This is a genomic window from Microbulbifer sp. ABH2_005 (assembly GCF_056160005.1).
In genome coordinates this window covers 1040131-1057058 of the sequence record NZ_JBSWWI010000001.1, presented here as the reverse complement: position 1 = coordinate 1057058, position 16928 = coordinate 1040131, and the positions used below count along the sequence as shown (strand labels likewise).

Genomic DNA, 16928 nt, shown 5'->3' with positions numbered 1-16928 from the left:
CAGGTTTCAAATTTCCACCTACCTACTAACCAGCTACTGTGAATTTATATGACCACTCCTGAACTGAATAAAGTAATTAACCTAAGCTGTGAAGACCGCTACGAGTATTTCCTGAGCATGGCCGGAGAGGAGCGAGAAATCTGGATATTAGTCGATAGCCAAAACTGCTTTCTCAAAATCCATACCGATGAGGACGGCGGCTTTGAATATTTACCGGTATGGCCCAGCTCGGAGTTTGCAAACGCCTATGCAGAAAGTGAAGCCGGACTCACACCCAAAAGTATTCCCCTACCGCAATTTTTAAAGAAATGGCTGCCCGGATTGAGTAAGGACAATATTGAAATCGGCGTATTTCCTGCCCCAGATAAAAGTGTATGGATCACCGGCACAGAGGAGCTGGAAAGCGATCTGCGCGACGAACTAGACAATTTTTAATTTTACCGACAATAATCGGTGACTCTACTACAAACAGCTTGTACAGAGCAAAGATCGCATTAGCAGCATCAAAAATAAATAACTTCTCGCAACAAAAAACCGATATCAAAATGGGATTTTGTTGCGCTCCCCTGAGAAAAACCCTTGTCGAAATGACTTCAGTAGGTTCCCCTTATTGGATAATTATTTTCTGGGTTGTGAATAAATTCGATTCCCATCAGGAGGGTCTGCAAGTCTGGTCTGGCAAAAGGTGCATTGGAGATATCAACAATCTGCAGTCTACCAGCTTCATTGACCACAAAAATTCCCGGCTCAGCGAAAGGCCTGTCAGTTTCCTGGGGTGACCTGGGGTTGGAAATATAGAGTCCCAGTTGTTGCATTTGCGGAATAGCCAAATCAAACCCAACAGGGAAATCTGGATTAACCTCTCTCATATGCTGCAAAGCTTTATCTGCACTATCAGCAGATACAGCAACAACAAAAACCCCTTCCTTATGATATCTCGGTAATAGCGCATTCAATGCACGCAAATATTTCGTACACAAAGGGCAGTGCTTCCCCCTATAAACCACCACCATTTGCCAGGGAAAACCACCTGCGGGCTTGCCCAATTGCATTTGCCCTCCTCCCAGTTTTGCTACATCCAGAACCGGGAAATCACTACCCGCTGCCAGTTTGAGATTGCCCATAGTGCCGCCCCTTGAGACTATAGCTTGAATCTACAAGAAGTAATGTGACCGCCAAGACTTAAACTTTCGTACCATAAGTATAGGGGAGCCAATGAAATCATTTATCAGCACTTTATTCTTTTTCATATTGTTAACTAGTCTGACTGGATGTTACTCGGACTCTCATGAGAGTGAACTTAGTGTCAATCAGGCGCACACACTGGAATTCTTGCCCGCATTAAAGGGAGATTATTTCAAGATGGAATCAAAAAATATGGGGCGCCCCTATCATATTTATATCCGCTTTCCGGAAGACTATCATAGTGACCAAAAGACACAGGAAATAAAGAAATCCTACCCCATAATTTACTTACTGGACGGGGACTCTCTGTTCCCAATACTCGCCGCTAACCATCTGTTTCTGAGTTACGATGATCTTGTTCCCGAAGCTATTGTGGTAGGCATTGCCTATGGGTCTTTCGATCCGGAGGTTAATAAACGCAGCTATGATTTCTCCTTACCCGCAGCCGACAACAATCCCGAGCGAGGAGGAGCCGAGAAATTTCTCAATTTCCTGGAAGATGAGCTAATACCTGCTGTAGAGAGCCGCTACCTCGCCGACCCAAATCAACGGATTCTCTTTGGCCAGAGCAGAGGTGGACATTTCGTGCTCTATACCGCATTTACCAGACCAAATTTATTCAAGGGCTTTATAGCCAGCAACCCAACTTTCTTGCCGCAGAAAGATTTCTTTTATGGAAAACCACACAGTGCAAACATAGATGATTTGAACTTGGTTATTACCAGTGGTGAAAATGACACCCAAAAGTTGAGGGGAGACGCTCTTACCTGGAATGCCCACTGGAGCAAGCAGGAAGAAATGCCCTGGGAAATAACATTTAAAACCATTCCCGCAGGATCTCACGCAGCAAATAGTACGGATAGTTATCGCTTAGGTTTGAATGTCATTTTCAGAGACGAAATCGCACAGCAACACCATCAAACTGCGGGGGGAGCTAATGAGCAGTATTAGACTTTCCCTACAAAAACAAAGCCCGCTATTAAGAGCGGGCTTCATCCTGTGAGAGCATATCAGGGAGAGACTTCGCCTATCCCTGCTAAGTTTTTAAAGGCTTAAAACACCTACAGAAGTCACTGTGTACAGGCAGCGATACGGCCAGCACTATTCTTACCAATTCCGCAGTTCAGACCATTAGGAATGCCGGTATAATCTGGGGACATGATGCCACCATTACGCTGTGCGTCATGGTCAGTATAGAGGCTTGCCAGGTTATAGGAGCGCGCGGTGCCCTTGTGATCGTTATCACAAGAGAAGGTAGCGCTGCCATAAGCAATGCCTAGGAAGGTTTTGTATTCCTTTAGGTCTGAATAGAGATTACGCTTGGCAGAACCTGAGCAGTTCATCTGGGATGCGAGATTAATATAACCATCGTCCTCACCAGCAAGCAATATAGAACTTGCGGTTGCAACACCAGGGAATCCAGCATAACCACCAATGGTATATACGGGCGATGCCAAGTTAGTGCCCACATAGTTGCGCACGGAGTAAACATCATTAGTTTGCAGATAACGTACCGCTGAGCATTCACGACCGATAAACAGGTCGTTAACCACGCTTTCGATCCAGCTACCATTACACAGGCGATCGACGAACTCGGTGCCTGTAATAGCGCCCCCAGTAGTAAAGATCGCAGCAATACCATTCATGGCTTTGTCGAAGTCAACCTCTACGGCATAGCGATCATCTAAACCGGCAACATTTCTGGTTTTGGTTTCCGTTTTACATCTCTTCCAAAACCAGCGGCCAGTACAAACCTTATTACTCTCAGTAATAGTATTACTATCAAACTGATTATAAGCACGATTGTAATAAGGAGACCCAGGCACTGCGTTACCAGATAAGTACATCATTTGTGCAGCGCCCTGGCTATGGGCAATCACCCAAAAAGTATCATCGGCGTTACATTGATTCTCATGTTGATAGCCATCTCCCTTACCGCTGCGAATATCGATAATCTGTCTGGCAATTTCGCCAGCTGTGCCATCATGCCAGTAAGGCATTTCACCTTCATCGGTGGAGTTATAACCTACAACTCCATAGTTGCCGCCATTGATTCGCAGCTGCTCAATAAAATTACTGCCGTTATATTTATCAAAGAAAGCTTCACTCCAATAATCTAGGGCGGGTTGCTCTAACTTACCCTGGGAGTTGGTGCGCTGTTTTATATGTCCTTCGGTACCATGTCCGTGAACCAGGATATAGCAGTTATCTGCCGCAGCAGATACGGAAGCAAATAGGCCAGCCAGTGCAAGTGAGAGGCTTGCACCTAATCGTTTACAAAGAGTCATTGTTGTTTCCTTATATTTATTTCCCGGCTCTAGATCACACTTCCCAAAAAATTATTTTTATTGGCCGGAGTCATTTTTGGACAGGGAAAGTTATCCGGGGATGCTCAATGGATATAGGACTTAGGGCGCCAAACGAGAACCGGGGGCGACAGGCTTGCGGACTAATCAGTCAAATTGAATATCTTAAACAAACTATTCGTTTCATTCGTAACTATTTTTTCCTTAAGCGTGCAAATTCATGAACTCACTACAAAGAATATTCACTTTATAAAGCTACTTTTAAAGACTTATTAGTCGATACTGATCAAATAGTGTACGAGTTGTTCACGCTTATTTTTGAGCGGTACAAGAAGTAGCTTAGGGAAAGCCTAGAAGGCAGGTTAGTTAATACCTTAAAGCCCAAATATGAATAATCTCTAGTTATCGCCCACAACCCCTTTGCCACAGGCTCCAAATGTCAAAATGTTCCCCGAAGGAGAGTCTTGGCCAAACTTAAGTGGAGGAATACCTCTACTTTCAAGATGCACTCGGGAATTCTCAGGGGCCCTACTTACATCAGATTAGCGATAAATTCACCAGTAGCAGATACCCAAAATACGAAAAAGGGGGTATGAAAGTTATTCTATTTAAATATCATCTCCAACCATGAGGTTATTTATGCAGAAATACTGTAGAAAGCTGCAACCTCACAGACAAATACAAAGCCCAGCATTATTGCTGGGCTTTTTATTTTCAATCATTATTTTAGTTAGGCACTTAGTTGGCACTCTTAGAATGATAAATCATCGCCTGCCACACATTCTGCTGTCCCCCACCATAGTTTTCAAAAGTAGGATTCTTGATATAGCTCCAGGCCACCTTGCCATCACCTAAATACATTGGCTCATCCAAGCCTCCCCAGCCATGATTGGGAAGCTGAACTGGTCCTTCAAGGATGTTGAGGTTCGCATCAATTTCCATCACGTAGAAAGCTTTTGGGACCAGCATACGCATAGCGCCCCGACTGGCGTATATACGCTGATAGCTGAGGTTATCGGAAATGCACTGGAACTTGGCATAACCTAATAAATAACGTCCATTTTTCAAGTCAACCAATTGCGGATCACTGATCTGACAATCAGGGTCCTCAACCAACCACTTAAAACTCTGTCCACTGATACTGCCGCTTCCATTTACCTTGGCAATACCTATTCTTGTTAGAGAAGAAGAATCCAGAGCGTCGCCAGAATAAAGGCCTTGACGTTCGATTATAGGGTAGTCATCGCCAGCATAAGCCATATAGGAGAGGAAGCAATTGGTGGATTCATAATCCGCACAATCTTCATCAAAAGGGCCTTCAGTATTGGGATCGATACCCACTTCATCACGTAGGTAGCGATCCATTTCTGTCTCTTCTATATATCTAGGTGAGACAATAACAGACAGGTTGGTATCTTCATTTAATGGAACAACGGTGTGCCCACCACCGTTAGAGACCATCGCTGCGGTAGAAGGAACAAAGTGATTAAAATAACCTTCATAACTATTACTGCCAGATTCCATTTTAATAGCAATAGTACCCAATTGACCTCGATCTTTACCCATCCAATCATTCCAATCACTGGTACATAGAGCCCCATAATTTTCACTGTTAGAATTATAAAATGCTCGGATGTTCACCACATGACCATCGCCACAAGCCCAATACCAGCCACGGTTATCAGAACCACTCATATTAAGCGACCAATCATTTCTGTTTACGATGGTTAGTCCCGCAGAATAGTGTGAGTCCCCTTCCCCATCGAAAACTCGTGCAGAAGCAGAGAATGCATAGCTAGAACGCCCGAGACTATCGGTATCTACATAAATCAGCTCTTCTGTTCCCACATGGGAGCCGCCATGCATTTTATTGACAACAAAAGCATCGGGCTTTTCATTAAGAGATTTCTTGTCCCATTCCAGCAACCAAATTTGATCATTGTACCTGTAACCATTGTCACGAATATGCTGCAAAAGATCGTTGTAATCTGTCGAGGAAAGGTTATTAACGATATATTCCATTTCCTCCTGCATTGCAGAACCTTTAATGGTGGTAAATGATAGTGAATCACCAAAATCGGTATCTGGAAATGTAGATTTTAAGCCATCTAGGAAGTCATCAAACTTGAGTGTTGGATGCTCGGTAAAAAAATCGATGTATTTACCATGATTTGTTGCCAACATCAGTCCAATTTCATTGGTAATACGTGCATCAATTTTGTCGATATTGTTCTCCATTGTCATCCAGCCAGAGCCATATTGATCGACAAGATCTCCCTGGACCTCATAGCGCTCATTGGCTTGGTATTCCGTATTACAGAGTACGGCGACTCGCGAGCAGTCCTTACTTGCAGCGATACCATGAGATTCGTAGCACTGCTTTAATATCGAAGCATTTCCAGCCTGATCGAAACTAGAAGTTTCTGGGTTGTACTTCAACTCATACACCGAACCATAGGTAGCGGCATCAGTACTGCCACCTTCAGAGAGGGTTGTTGAGACAAACATTCGTGGAGTCTCAGTATCTGTTGCACAGGTGGCAACATAACTGCGGATAGGAATATCAATATCTTCCTTATTACCCTCACCATCAGTACGAGCAATATAGTGAGCCATTTGGTAAACTTCCTTGGCATTGTTCATTGCCTCAGGCAACGTCACATCTACAGAGGTCAGTGTGGCAAACCCCAATTCCGTCACTTCAACATCGCCCACCATAACGGAAGTACCCACATTATCAGATATCGGAGTATCTTCCTGTCCTGTACCCTGACCACTGCCTTGACCACTACCAGTATCCCCCGAAGATCCCTCACCATCCGAAGAGGAACCCCCACCGCCACTGCAAGAAGCCAAAATCACTGTTAGTGAAAGTGCCAAGAGCTTTTTATTAAAGATTATTGCCATGAAACCTGCTCGCTCAGTAAGTCGTTTTAAGATAAATACAATTGAAGATATTTACTGCAATTGAGTTATCCCAGATAAGAACAGCGGCGACCTTATTAGTTCTGCAATCGATTGTCTGTGACCCACCCGAAACAGAAACTGTGGACTACATCAAGAAAGGAGTATTCAAGGTACAAGAAGGTTTATTGAGTAAAACAATATAAACATAAAAATCCGAAGCAAAACGGTCAAAAATTAAACGATATATCAGTAAAACATCAATTAATGAAAAATAAAGCTATAAAAAAGACATTAAACAAAGCACTAACAATGAAAAAAATAAAAGGCAGGGTATTTCTTCATATCGACTCATTAATAACCCAAATTATTACTTACAGACAGAAAACAACCAATTACCGTAGCTTATAACAAAAATTGTCACCCTTTGATCTATTAGGGCCTGAAAGCAAGATATGCATATATAATATGGAGTTCATCCATCATAGAAGTAGTGCCTTTACCAATAACCCTCAATAAAAGGATACTGTAAAATGAAGTGGTTTTTCCTGTTCTTCTCCTTACTATTCTCTACCCTTTGTCTGGCAGCTCCTGAAATCAGGGGAACCCCCCAGGATTTGCGAGGACTGCTCCACCCAGCGGAGAATATCGTTACCATCCATGGCAGCGCGGAAGAAACTGCATATTCGGATAGGGCTATTGTCAGCTTGATTGTAACAACAGAAGAGGAGCTGCTTTCAGATGCGATTTCCGCCAACCATAGGCTCCGCTCCATATTGCATCAGAGCCTGACAGAGGCTGGGATCAAGGGAGCAAATATTAAAAGCTCAAAGTTCTCATCCTCCCCCCAATATGGCTGGGTGGGTAAGAAGCCCAAGAGTTATAAGGTTGTTAACCGCATAACTATTTCAATCAACGAGGAAAACCAACTACATAGTATTGCGCAGCTCACAGACCAAAACAGAGAAGTTGAAATAGCAAACACTGCATTTGAGCATTCAGAAAAGCGTTTGTATAACAAAAAGGTTAAATCCAAGGCTCTGCAAGATATTCTGGAGCAGAAAGAGGATTATGAAAAGGCGCTTGGTGTCCAGCTGGCACCCGTTGGTATTCGCGGTGATAACATCCATTACCGAGCTACTGAAGGCGCCATGGCGGTAGAGGAAGTAGTTGTCTCCGCTGCACGTATCTCCAGCTCCAGTGTTGAGAGCGATTTTTTTGAATCTGGCCAGGATAAATCATTTGATGAGATCATCTATGAGGCGGAACTCTCAGTAGACTTTCGTGTTCGCCCTCAGCCATAGTTAATCCTAGCTCCAGTATTATTACTTTCTCATTTTCGGAGCCCATTCTTTAGGCTGCTTAAGCAATCGGCTCCATCTACTTGACCTAACCGGCTAGCCAACAGATAAAGATAATATCTGGCTGATCTCATTTAAGCTGCGGTTCGACTGCCCTTGCCAGGTTTCAATGGCGGCTTGCAGTGCGGCCCAATCTTTTTTTGAAGAGGGAGACTTATCTACCACCCCCTCTCTTACTAGAGCACGGATAGTATCGCTGGCGAAAACTAGTGTATCCACCCCCATACGACGTAGAAAAACCTGAGCCGTTTTGCCTCCAAGTCGATCACCGCCCTTACGTAAATACTGCAGATTCTCTACATAGTTTCCCGTATTCCAGCCCGCAAAATACTCCCCCAAACTGCCATTTTCATTGGATAAATGCCAGAAGAAGTCAGCGTTCCGCGGGATTGAGCGAGTTTTGGTCCAGTGCTTAATCATGCCTTCCTGGCGCATCAAATCATCCAGAGCTTCCTCAGAGAGATATCGGCAAAAGGGCAGGTCGAAACCATAAAAAATCTGCTCAATACCAGGCCATTTTTTCTCCACCACTTTCCAGCTGAATCCAGCTTGAAATACGGCTCGAGATGCTGACGATAACCATTGGCTATCAGGTATCTCTTTCAAGGACTGCGTAGGTTTAGGCCTTACCAGCTTCGATTGAAGGCTATCCCACCCTCCAAATCGATCAATTACAGGTGCTTCAATGGCAGCGAACTCACGCATAACTCACGCCTTTCAGTCAATTATTTCTCTACGCTAAGTCTATAAACCGAAACTTAAAGCATATTATGTTTTAGCAAAAAACTAAAGATAAGGATAGGCACTCAGCCCCCTAAAGGAGAGTAAAATTCAAAAGATACTTGAAGTTAATACTGTGGAAGGTGACACAGGAAAAACGATTCAATTACACTAGCAAATAAAGGGAAGCTTGCTTCCCTTTATTTGCTGCGCACTTAGATGAAGGTTAGGAATAATTAGCCATTCAAAATTAAATTAACATTAAACTGTTAAATCAGCACACCATATATATTGGTTAACCACATTACTTAACCTTTTTGTCACTCTCTATATTATTATGCCCAAGCAAATCGAGGTAAAACGCATACTGCAAGGCAGTCTCTTTATAGCGACGAAAACGCCCTGAAGAGCCTCCATGACCTGCTTCCATGTTGACATTGAATAGTAGCTGGTTTTTATCGGTCTTTAATTCGCGCAGTTTCGCAACCCACTTCATAGGCTCAAAATACTGCACTTGGGAGTCGTGTAAACCTGTAGTAACCAGCATATTAGGGTAGTTCTGAGCTTTCACCTGATCATAAGGTGAGTATGAGAGCATATATTCATAACTATCCTTATTATTAGGATTTCCCCATTCATCATATTCATTAACGGTCAGAGGAATTGACTCATCCAGCATGGTGGTGACCACATCAACAAAAGGCACCGCAGCAGTGATGCCCCGATACAAATCAGGCTCCATATTGACTACAGCGCCCATCAACAAGCCCCCTGCACTGCCACCAGAAGCAAAGATCTTGTCAGTAGCACCGTATTTTAATTTGCCCAAGGCCTTGGTAACGTCGATAAAATCAGTAAAAGTATTCTTTTTGTTGAACATCTTTCCATCTTCATACCAGGCACGTCCCAATTTTTGACCGCCACGGATATGGGCAATAGCAAACACGAAACCACGATCAAGCAAGGACACTACTGAGGAACGGAACCAGGGATCAACAGTACTGCCATAGGAGCCATAGGCATACTGCAGCAATGGATTAGTGCCATCTTTTTTGAATTTATCTTTGCGATATACTAAAGATACTGGCACTTTAACACCATCACGTGCTGTTACCAGAATTCCTTCGCTCTGATAGTTTTCAGAATCAAAATCACCCGGAACTTTGTCCTGCTTAAGCAACTCCAGATCGCCGCTATCCAGTTTGGCTTCATAAATACTATTTGGTGTCGTCAAGCTAGAATAGGAGACTCTAACACTCTCAGAATCCAAATTTGGATTTTCACTCAAGCCTAATCTATATACTGGATCATTAAAACCTACCAGAAGGTCCTCATTATTCTCTAAATTGATAATTCGAAGACCTGTTTGACCAGCTTTTCGCTCTATTACTGCCAGGTGATGGTCAAACAAGGTGAAATCTTCCAATAAAACCTCACTGTTATGCGGTATAACTTCCTGCCACTTAGACTTATCTGCTGCATCTTCAGCAGTAGCTTTCATCAGACGAAAGTTTTCAGCCATCCAGTTAGTGAGGATATAAAAATCACCCCCCAACTTTAGTGATGAGTATTCATGGTCTTCTTCGCGAGGATGTAAGGGGGTAAATTCAGCCAGCGGGGAATTGGCATCTAGAATGGATTCGCCACTACTAGTAGTAGAGCTGTGGTGAATTCGCACTAATTCCCCGTCACGTGATTTGGAAATCCAGGTATAAAAAGCCTTATCTGCCTCTTCATAAACGACAACATCTTCACTCTGTGGCGTGCCCAATCTATGCCGCATTACTTGATAGCCGAGCAGAGTCTGATGGTCTTTATTAATATAAAAGACAGTCTGATTATCATTTGCCCAAACGGCAACAGGTGAGGCATTTTCCAACCTATCGGGTAGCATCTCACCGGTTTTTAAATCTTTGAAGCGAATAGTGTAAACACGACGTCCAACACTATCTTCAGGGTATGCTAACAACCGATTGCTAGGGGAAACTGCTAAGCGCCCTACACTAAAGTAGCCACTACCTTCGGCCAGCGCATTTACATCTAGCATAACCTCTTCAAGAGCTTTCTGGGTGCCTTTACGCCGTGCATGAATCGCATACTCTTTTTCCGGCAAGTAACGGCTGTAATACCAGTAGCCATTATAATAAACAGGAACCGTCGACTTATCTTTCTCCAGGCGCTCAGTCATTTCCTCAAAGAGTAATTCCTGTAACTCTTTCGTATGCTGCATTACCGAGTCAGTGTAGGCATTTTCTGCTTCCAGATGAGCAATAACATCTGGCGCCTTACGTTCATCATCTCGCATCCAGTAGTAATTATCGATACGTTCATGGCCATGTATAACCATCTTATGGGGCACCTTTTTAGCCACAGGAGCAGAGGCTTGCTCGCTAAACAAGGTTTTTTCCTCTGTTGTTTGGTTATTTTTCGGTTCGCCACACCCAGTCAAACTAAGGACGAGCAATACTGTTGCTGTTTTTTTATTCATCGAACTCTAACTCCTATCTATTTTTCTTTTATCCATTAACATTTCTATGTATCGAAATTTGATCATCAGGGACCCAACTAACGCTTGAACTCCAAAGCCTAATCATGAAATAGATACTCTAACAACTATACAAGCCCATTATTTAGCACGAGCAAAAAACTAACCCGGTAATATCAACCAGCTCATACCCGCAATAATCAACGATGCCGTCACACTGAGTACCGCCCCCTCTCGCACCATATCCTGCATGCGCACTTTACCAGTCCCGTAAGCAATGGCATTCGGAGCCGTGGCAACGGGCAACATAAAGGCACAGCTAGCGCTCATGGCGGCGGGGATCATCAATACCATAGGCTCAAAACCCGCAGAGGTCGCCGCTACAGCGAGGATAGGCATGAGTAGAGTCGCAGTGGCTGTATTGCTGGTAATCTCTGTAAGAAAGGTGACCCCCAGGCATAAAGTCACCAACATCAACCAGAGTGGCATAGCGGTAAGGAAGGACAATCCATTGCCGAGCATATCGCTCAAGCCGGAAGTGGAAAACCCCTTGGCCAGGGCAATACCACCTGCAAATAACAACAACATGCCCCAGGGTATGGTTTCCGCTGTCTGCCAGTCCAGCAAACGTCCCCCCTTGCCATTGGGTACCAGGAACATTGCCACCACTGCGGCAATAGCTACCGTACTGTCCCCCGCAGCTCCTATACCAAACCAATCGCTCCAACCACCAAATGGTGCATTTCGGGTTACCCAAAAGAAAATAGCAATGGCGAACACCAGCAAAGTGCGCTTCTCCTCTGCCCGCCAGTCACCCACTTGCGGCGGTTCAATCTTATTCTGCAAGTGAACATTGCGGGTAAGCCAGAGGGCCATGATCGGCAATGTCACCAGGGCAACCGGTACCCCAATCTTCATCCAGCCTAGAAAGCTAAACTCCCGGCCGGTTACTTCTTCATATATCCCCATAAAAATGACATTGGGCGGTGTCCCTAGAGGCGTTCCCACCCCTCCAAGGCTTGCGCCATAAGCAATTCCCAGCACCAGGGCCACGGTGAGACGCTGATTATCTATTCGAGAAAGAATTGCCAAGGCAATAGGTAACATCATCAGGGTTGTGGCGGTATTGGAAATCCACATGCTGAGGAAGCCAGCGGCCAGCATAAAACCGAGCACTAAACGCCTACCATTGGATACCCCAAATATACGCAACATATACAGGGCCAGGCGTTCGTGTGCACCGCTCTTTTCCAGAGCTTTCGACAGGATAAAAGCGCCCATCAAAAGCAGAATTACATGGCTGCCCAGGGACGCCGCAACGGTCTTGTGATCCGCAACTCCAAATAGGGGTAGAAGCACAATTGGTACCAGGGAGGTAGCGGGAATAGGGAGCGCCTCCGTTACCCACCAGGTCACAGTAAGCAGAGTGATTGCTGCAGTCACTGCAGGAAGATACTGCATCCCAGCCAGGGTCAGAAAAATGTAAAACGCTACGGCCAGTAATGGCCCCAAAACGATAAATTGTTGCCGTGCAATCGACATACCAGCCCCCAATCTCCCCCCTAACCAGAAGGGTTAACATTCTTATTGATTTATTCCCCAGGCAAATTTGATTGGCAGAGGTACCACTCAGCATCTGGGAGCTGCACAAAATACAAGAAATCGGAAGGCTTTCGCAGCCTTGACCTGAAAAAAATAGTCAGTGCGGAAGGGGTGTTTTTACTCGAGCAGGCTTAGTAAGCATCGTTAAGTAATGTAGCGACTGTCGCCAAAAGATTAAACCTTCTTTTATAGAGTAGAGGTACGCGAATCCACTCACATTGAGAGAGAAACCTTCTTCCCGCTCAATTGGCACATATGTACAATACGCGCCAATCCCGACTTTACGACACATAGCACCCGGTATTACCCAAGTGCATGTCGCCTGATTGAATTGAGGTACCCCTTGAAGCAAATTGCTCTCACCGCCCTAGTCGCATTAGTAAGTACCAGCGTTTACGCAGAAGAAAAGCCCTTTTACCTAAAAGCCTCACTGGGCTATATGCACTTTGATAGCGAAGACTCCACTGCGGTAAAAGAGGATCTCAACTCAACCGGCTACGCGTTTACTTTTGGTTATCGAGTGAACGACTATATTGCCTTCGAAGGTGGCATGGCGAACCTCGGTGACATCCGCAAAGAGCATGAACGGAGCGTTCGCGGCCTCGAATGGTACTATAGCGATGATGAAATCCTTGTAGAAAACTACGATTACCAGAGTAAGCAAGAAACCAAATACAAATCCTATAACCTGGGATTAGCCCTTTCCACGCAAATCCAACAGAACCTGAATGCCGGCATTCGTTTTGGCGTCCACCAATGGTGTGCAAATGACAGCGGTCGGGCTGAGCATTCCGGTAACCGCAACTGGTATAGCCTAGATCGAGAACTCTTGGATGCGGAGTCCTTCGATAGGTCTTACAGCTGGAGCAGTAACAAGAACAGCGGCAGCAACCCATACTATGGTGCTGAAGTAAACTGGACGACCGGTGACTGGGGTATCAACCTGGAGCACACCATCTACGAGATTCAAGACGAGAAGGCCAACCTGTCTTCAGTCGGCGTGACTTATAGTTTCTAGTGGATACTTGTCCAGCTTCTCATTAAAGCCCTTAAGCTTGAACCTTGTGCGGCGGGTACTCACTAACCGCCGGCACAAGACCTTCTGAAACCTCCGCCTGCAAATTAATCACCCCAAGCACAATCTCCCCTGCTCCGCCCTGTACATCTCATTTTTATCCGGCAAACTATCGCCCTCAAAAATAACACTAAAGGGGCGGAAGGGATTCATGAGTACAATACCGAATACCGTGGCGGTACTGGACAAACTGCGCTGGAATGCCCATCTGTGTAAGCACAGCCACTTCCGTGCCTCTATGAAAGGGCGCAATCTGCACGTACTCTGCGGTGTGCCAATCGTAGTGGTGAACCTATTTCTCGGCTCTCTGTTCTTTTCCCTGATCAATGCTGAACTCCCCGACTGGACCAAGTGGAGCGGCGCCGCTCTCGCACTATTGGCCGCTTTACTGGGGGGTGTACAAACTTTCTTCAATTTCAAGAAGAACTATGAAGGGCACCGCCAGGTAGGCAATGAATATCTGGCCATTGCCAGAGAGTGTGAGCGGCTGATCGCCCTCTACTTCGATCGCATTCTCGACTTGGAGCACCTATCCAATAAAATCTCCGAGCTGAATACCCGCTACAGTGAAATCAATCAGCGAGCTGAAGAATTTATTGTCTCCGACAAGGTCTACCGTCAGGCCATGCAGATACAAAGCCAAAAATCCAGCAAGGAGCCCTCTTTAGTGGAGCGTATGCGGAATTTGCACAATACTTCTCTCGAGGAAGCTAAAATAGACTCACAGGCATCACCAATAGAAAATAATTAAGAGCCACTTAAAAAATTAGTCGTCATTTCAGCAGTGGTAACCATGCAGAAAGAACACAGCGATCACTCTCCAAGTAAACACAACTTTTCCCTTTGCTATCTAACCACCGATATTCGCACCCCTAGTAATATCGGTGGGCTCTTTCGCATAGCCGATGCTTTAGGCATAGAGAAAATTTACCTGGCCGGAACCAGCCTGTTACCGCCTAACTCCAAGATCCGTAAGGTATCCCGCTCAACAGAGCAGCATGTTCCCTACCAATACGAGGGTGATGCCCTGGATGCCGTCCTGAATTTGAAGAGGGAGGGATACCGAATAATCTGCCTGGAGATCACATCTAACAGCGTTGAGCTAAGCCAGGTTCCGATCGTTGAGGGCGATAAAGTCTGCTTGGTTCTGGGATCAGAGAAAGATGGAATTCCCCCAGAACTGCTAAAGGTCGCCGATGCAACTGTACATATTGCTATGCAGGGGGTTAACTCATCGATGAATGTTGTCTCCGCCTGCGCCATTGCCACTTATGAGATCACCAAGAAAATTGGCTCAGACCAGGCGGGATGAATTGTAGGGTCAGCAGAGACTATGCAAACAGACAGGCGAAAAGTTTAGTTAACATAAATCAATCAGGCACTTTTAACGTTATATTTTTCTTGTGTGCATAATCCGGATCACCACCAAGCCGGTTATTACAGTTTAAGTTATTAATCAACTGGATATCCGTGTTGCTAAGATTAAAGTCGCTTAATAAGAAGTTAGTTCTTATATGCTCTAAAGACTCCGACTTAGGTACAACAATACGGTGCTGCTGAACATTCCACTTTAAGATAACTTGTGCCGGCGTAGCCGAATACTTTTCAGCGATCTCAGTAATCACCGGGTCCACAATTGGCTTCTCAGCCAAAGGCACCCCAGACCAAGCCCCTGTGCCCAGAGGGGACCAGCAACTAATTGCAATTTTATGGAATTGACAGTAGTCCACCAGTGGCTGCTGGGTAAAATATGGATGTAACTCTATTTGATTAATTACCGGGCGAATTTCGGCAAAAGACGCTATTTGCTCAATATCTGATTTGCGGAAGTTAGATACCCCTAAGGCTCGAACTTTCTTCTGTTGATGGAGCGCCTCCATCGCCTCCCAGGTTTCTCTCGTGTAAGCGGGAACAGGCCACTGGATTAAATAAAGATCCAGGTACTCCAGCTTCAAACGCTCCAAACTTCGCGCAAAGGCATCGTGAGTTTTCTTGCCACCCTGCTCGGTATCCCAAACCTTGCTGGTAATAAACAGCTCTTCCCTTGGGATACCCGACTCTTTGATCGCCCGACCCAGAGCCCGTTCATTGCCATAGACAGAGGCGGTGTCGAAGTGCCGGTAGCCAATGGCCATAGCTTTTAGGAGAACTTCTGTGACATATCCATTGTCCTGCTGCCAACTTCCTATCGCAGCCATCCCCATTCCGATCTGGGGAATCTCCACGCCATTATTTAATTCGATAAAGTACATAATCGATCCTTTGCCATATACCGCAACTGTCAATCTCAGTAATGAACAGTGGCTTCTGCTCTAGTACCACCCGGCGTTGAATGTAGGTGATACAGGTTTAGTCACGAAGAATATTTTTAATCAGATTGGATATCACAAAAAATTCTTAAGAAAAGAATACATTGCACCCGAAATCCGATGAGATGTAGGCATCGATTAAGAGCATACAGAGATTTATATACAGCGCATCTCAAGAGCAAAGTATTCCTTATTTCCGACCCTGCAGTAAAAGCTGAGCATACTTTCGCTAAAAATGTAGAGAATCCCAGCCATTATTTTTTCTCGAGTCTTTGAGTTTTGTGCTATTTAGGCGGTAGCGACCCGGCGAATTCCACTCCCCGATTTACCCACTCATCAAGGTCCTGCTCCACTGCATCCTCCTCCACATACACCATACCTTTCAGGGGACGCCCGGTGAAATCCATGGGTCGGGTATAGCGCTCCGCTAGGGCATCCTGGTAATTATCCGGCCCTACCCGCACCATTAGCTCTTCACCAACCACACCGCAAGCCATATTGCCATTTAACATAAATGCCAGGCCGCCAAACATCTGTTTTTCAGAAAGGCCCTGACTTCCCTGTAACAAGTTGCGCACTTTTTCTGCCAAAGTTTCGTTGTACGCCATGACAATCTCCTTAATCACTTTTGCAAGGTGGGGAAAAGAATTTCAGGTACTGCTGGGATCTGCGCCAGTGGAAACGCGACAAGCGAAAGATCAATCGAAGGGGATTTGTGAGTGCCAGTCCATGCCAAACTCTCTGCATGAAGGCTAAATAACATATTGGTAATCGATACAGATAACTGCACCATAGCGAGAAAAGTTATTTCGAATAATCGTTTAAGTGTAGCAGGAAATATCAATACTGCTTTCTGAGAAGGATTATGACGTCAAATATCTGCGCCAATAAACGCTTAAAGATGTTTTTAACGGCAAAGATGCCACTGTAAAACACCTGTCGATGAAAGAGGTGAACCAAAGACGGTTTAAGAAGCGATAT

At 45.0% G+C, this 16928-nt stretch carries 14 protein-coding genes; 6 read left to right on the top strand and 8 right to left on the bottom strand.

The annotated features are described in order from the left end of the window. Positions 1–48: 48 nt before the first annotated feature. A complete protein-coding gene (locus ACXAFI_RS04580) occupies positions 49–435 on the top strand; it encodes a DUF2750 domain-containing protein (protein ID WP_475107843.1) in 387 nt (128 codons plus the stop codon). A gap of 158 nt (positions 436–593) precedes the next feature. On the opposite strand, the gene ACXAFI_RS04575 is transcribed toward ACXAFI_RS04580, so the two are convergent. Beyond that, positions 594–1124 (bottom strand): redoxin domain-containing protein, encoded by a 531-nt coding sequence (locus ACXAFI_RS04575; protein ID WP_475107842.1) that lies wholly within the window; start codon positions 1122–1124, stop codon positions 594–596. A 91-nt stretch (positions 1125–1215) separates the two neighbouring features. Here ACXAFI_RS04575 and ACXAFI_RS04570 point away from each other — a divergent pair, with 91 nt between their 5' ends. Further along, a complete protein-coding gene (locus ACXAFI_RS04570; RefSeq protein WP_475107841.1) occupies positions 1216–2136 on the top strand; it encodes an alpha/beta hydrolase in 921 nt (306 codons plus the stop codon). 119 nt (positions 2137–2255) lie between these two features. Here ACXAFI_RS04570 and ACXAFI_RS04565 read toward each other — a convergent pair whose 3' ends face one another. After that, positions 2256–3473, bottom strand: coding sequence for a hypothetical protein (locus tag ACXAFI_RS04565; protein ID WP_475107840.1), 1218 nt, complete (start codon positions 3471–3473; stop codon positions 2256–2258). 756 nt (positions 3474–4229) lie between these two features. Further along, positions 4230–6398, bottom strand: coding sequence for a hypothetical protein (locus tag ACXAFI_RS04560; protein WP_475107839.1), 2169 nt, complete (start codon positions 6396–6398; stop codon positions 4230–4232). Positions 6399–6928: 530 nt separating this feature from the next. On the opposite strand from ACXAFI_RS04560, the gene ACXAFI_RS04555 reads away from it, so the two are divergent. Further along, on the top strand, positions 6929–7699 hold the full coding sequence (locus ACXAFI_RS04555; protein WP_475107838.1) for an SIMPL domain-containing protein: 771 nt from the start codon (positions 6929–6931) through the stop codon (positions 7697–7699). A 93-nt stretch (positions 7700–7792) separates the two neighbouring features. Here ACXAFI_RS04555 and ACXAFI_RS04550 read toward each other — a convergent pair whose 3' ends face one another. The 3 genes from ACXAFI_RS04550 to ACXAFI_RS04540 all read right to left on the bottom strand — a co-directional run bounded on the left by ACXAFI_RS04550 (position 7793) and on the right by ACXAFI_RS04540 (position 12503). Beyond that, a complete protein-coding gene (locus tag ACXAFI_RS04550) occupies positions 7793–8461 on the bottom strand; it encodes a DNA-3-methyladenine glycosylase I (RefSeq protein WP_475107837.1) in 669 nt (222 codons plus the stop codon). 319 nt (positions 8462–8780) lie between these two features. Further along, positions 8781–10964 carry a S9 family peptidase gene (locus ACXAFI_RS04545; protein WP_475107836.1) on the bottom strand — a complete coding sequence of 728 codons (2184 nt, stop codon included), beginning with the start codon at positions 10962–10964 and terminating at the stop codon, positions 8781–8783. Positions 10965–11123: 159 nt separating this feature from the next. Next, positions 11124–12503, bottom strand: coding sequence for an SLC13 family permease (locus tag ACXAFI_RS04540; RefSeq protein WP_475107835.1), 1380 nt, complete (start codon positions 12501–12503; stop codon positions 11124–11126). Between the two features lie 403 nt (positions 12504–12906). Between ACXAFI_RS04540 and ACXAFI_RS04535 the strand changes: the two genes are divergently transcribed. From ACXAFI_RS04535 to ACXAFI_RS04525, 3 genes are all read left to right on the top strand, one after another. Then, entirely contained in the window at positions 12907–13581 is a 675-nt protein-coding gene (locus tag ACXAFI_RS04535; RefSeq protein WP_475107834.1) for an outer membrane beta-barrel protein, read from the top strand. Between the two features lie 208 nt (positions 13582–13789). Beyond that, positions 13790–14389, top strand: coding sequence for an SLATT domain-containing protein (locus tag ACXAFI_RS04530; RefSeq protein ID WP_475107833.1), 600 nt, complete (start codon positions 13790–13792; stop codon positions 14387–14389). Between the two features lie 42 nt (positions 14390–14431). After that, positions 14432–14950, top strand: a complete 519-nt coding sequence (locus tag ACXAFI_RS04525) for a TrmH family RNA methyltransferase (protein WP_475107832.1) — start codon at positions 14432–14434, stop codon at positions 14948–14950. Positions 14951–15008: 58 nt separating this feature from the next. Here the strand turns inward: ACXAFI_RS04525 and ACXAFI_RS04520 are convergent, their stop codons facing one another. Both ACXAFI_RS04520 and ACXAFI_RS04515 read right to left on the bottom strand, forming a co-directional pair. Beyond that, positions 15009–15890: an aldo/keto reductase gene (locus ACXAFI_RS04520; RefSeq protein WP_152454452.1), complete on the bottom strand. Its 882-nt coding sequence runs from the start codon at positions 15888–15890 to the stop codon at positions 15009–15011. A 341-nt stretch (positions 15891–16231) separates the two neighbouring features. Continuing rightward, positions 16232–16555 carry a TfoX/Sxy family protein gene (locus tag ACXAFI_RS04515; protein ID WP_152454453.1) on the bottom strand — a complete coding sequence of 108 codons (324 nt, stop codon included), beginning with the start codon at positions 16553–16555 and terminating at the stop codon, positions 16232–16234. Positions 16556–16928 lie beyond the last annotated feature (373 nt).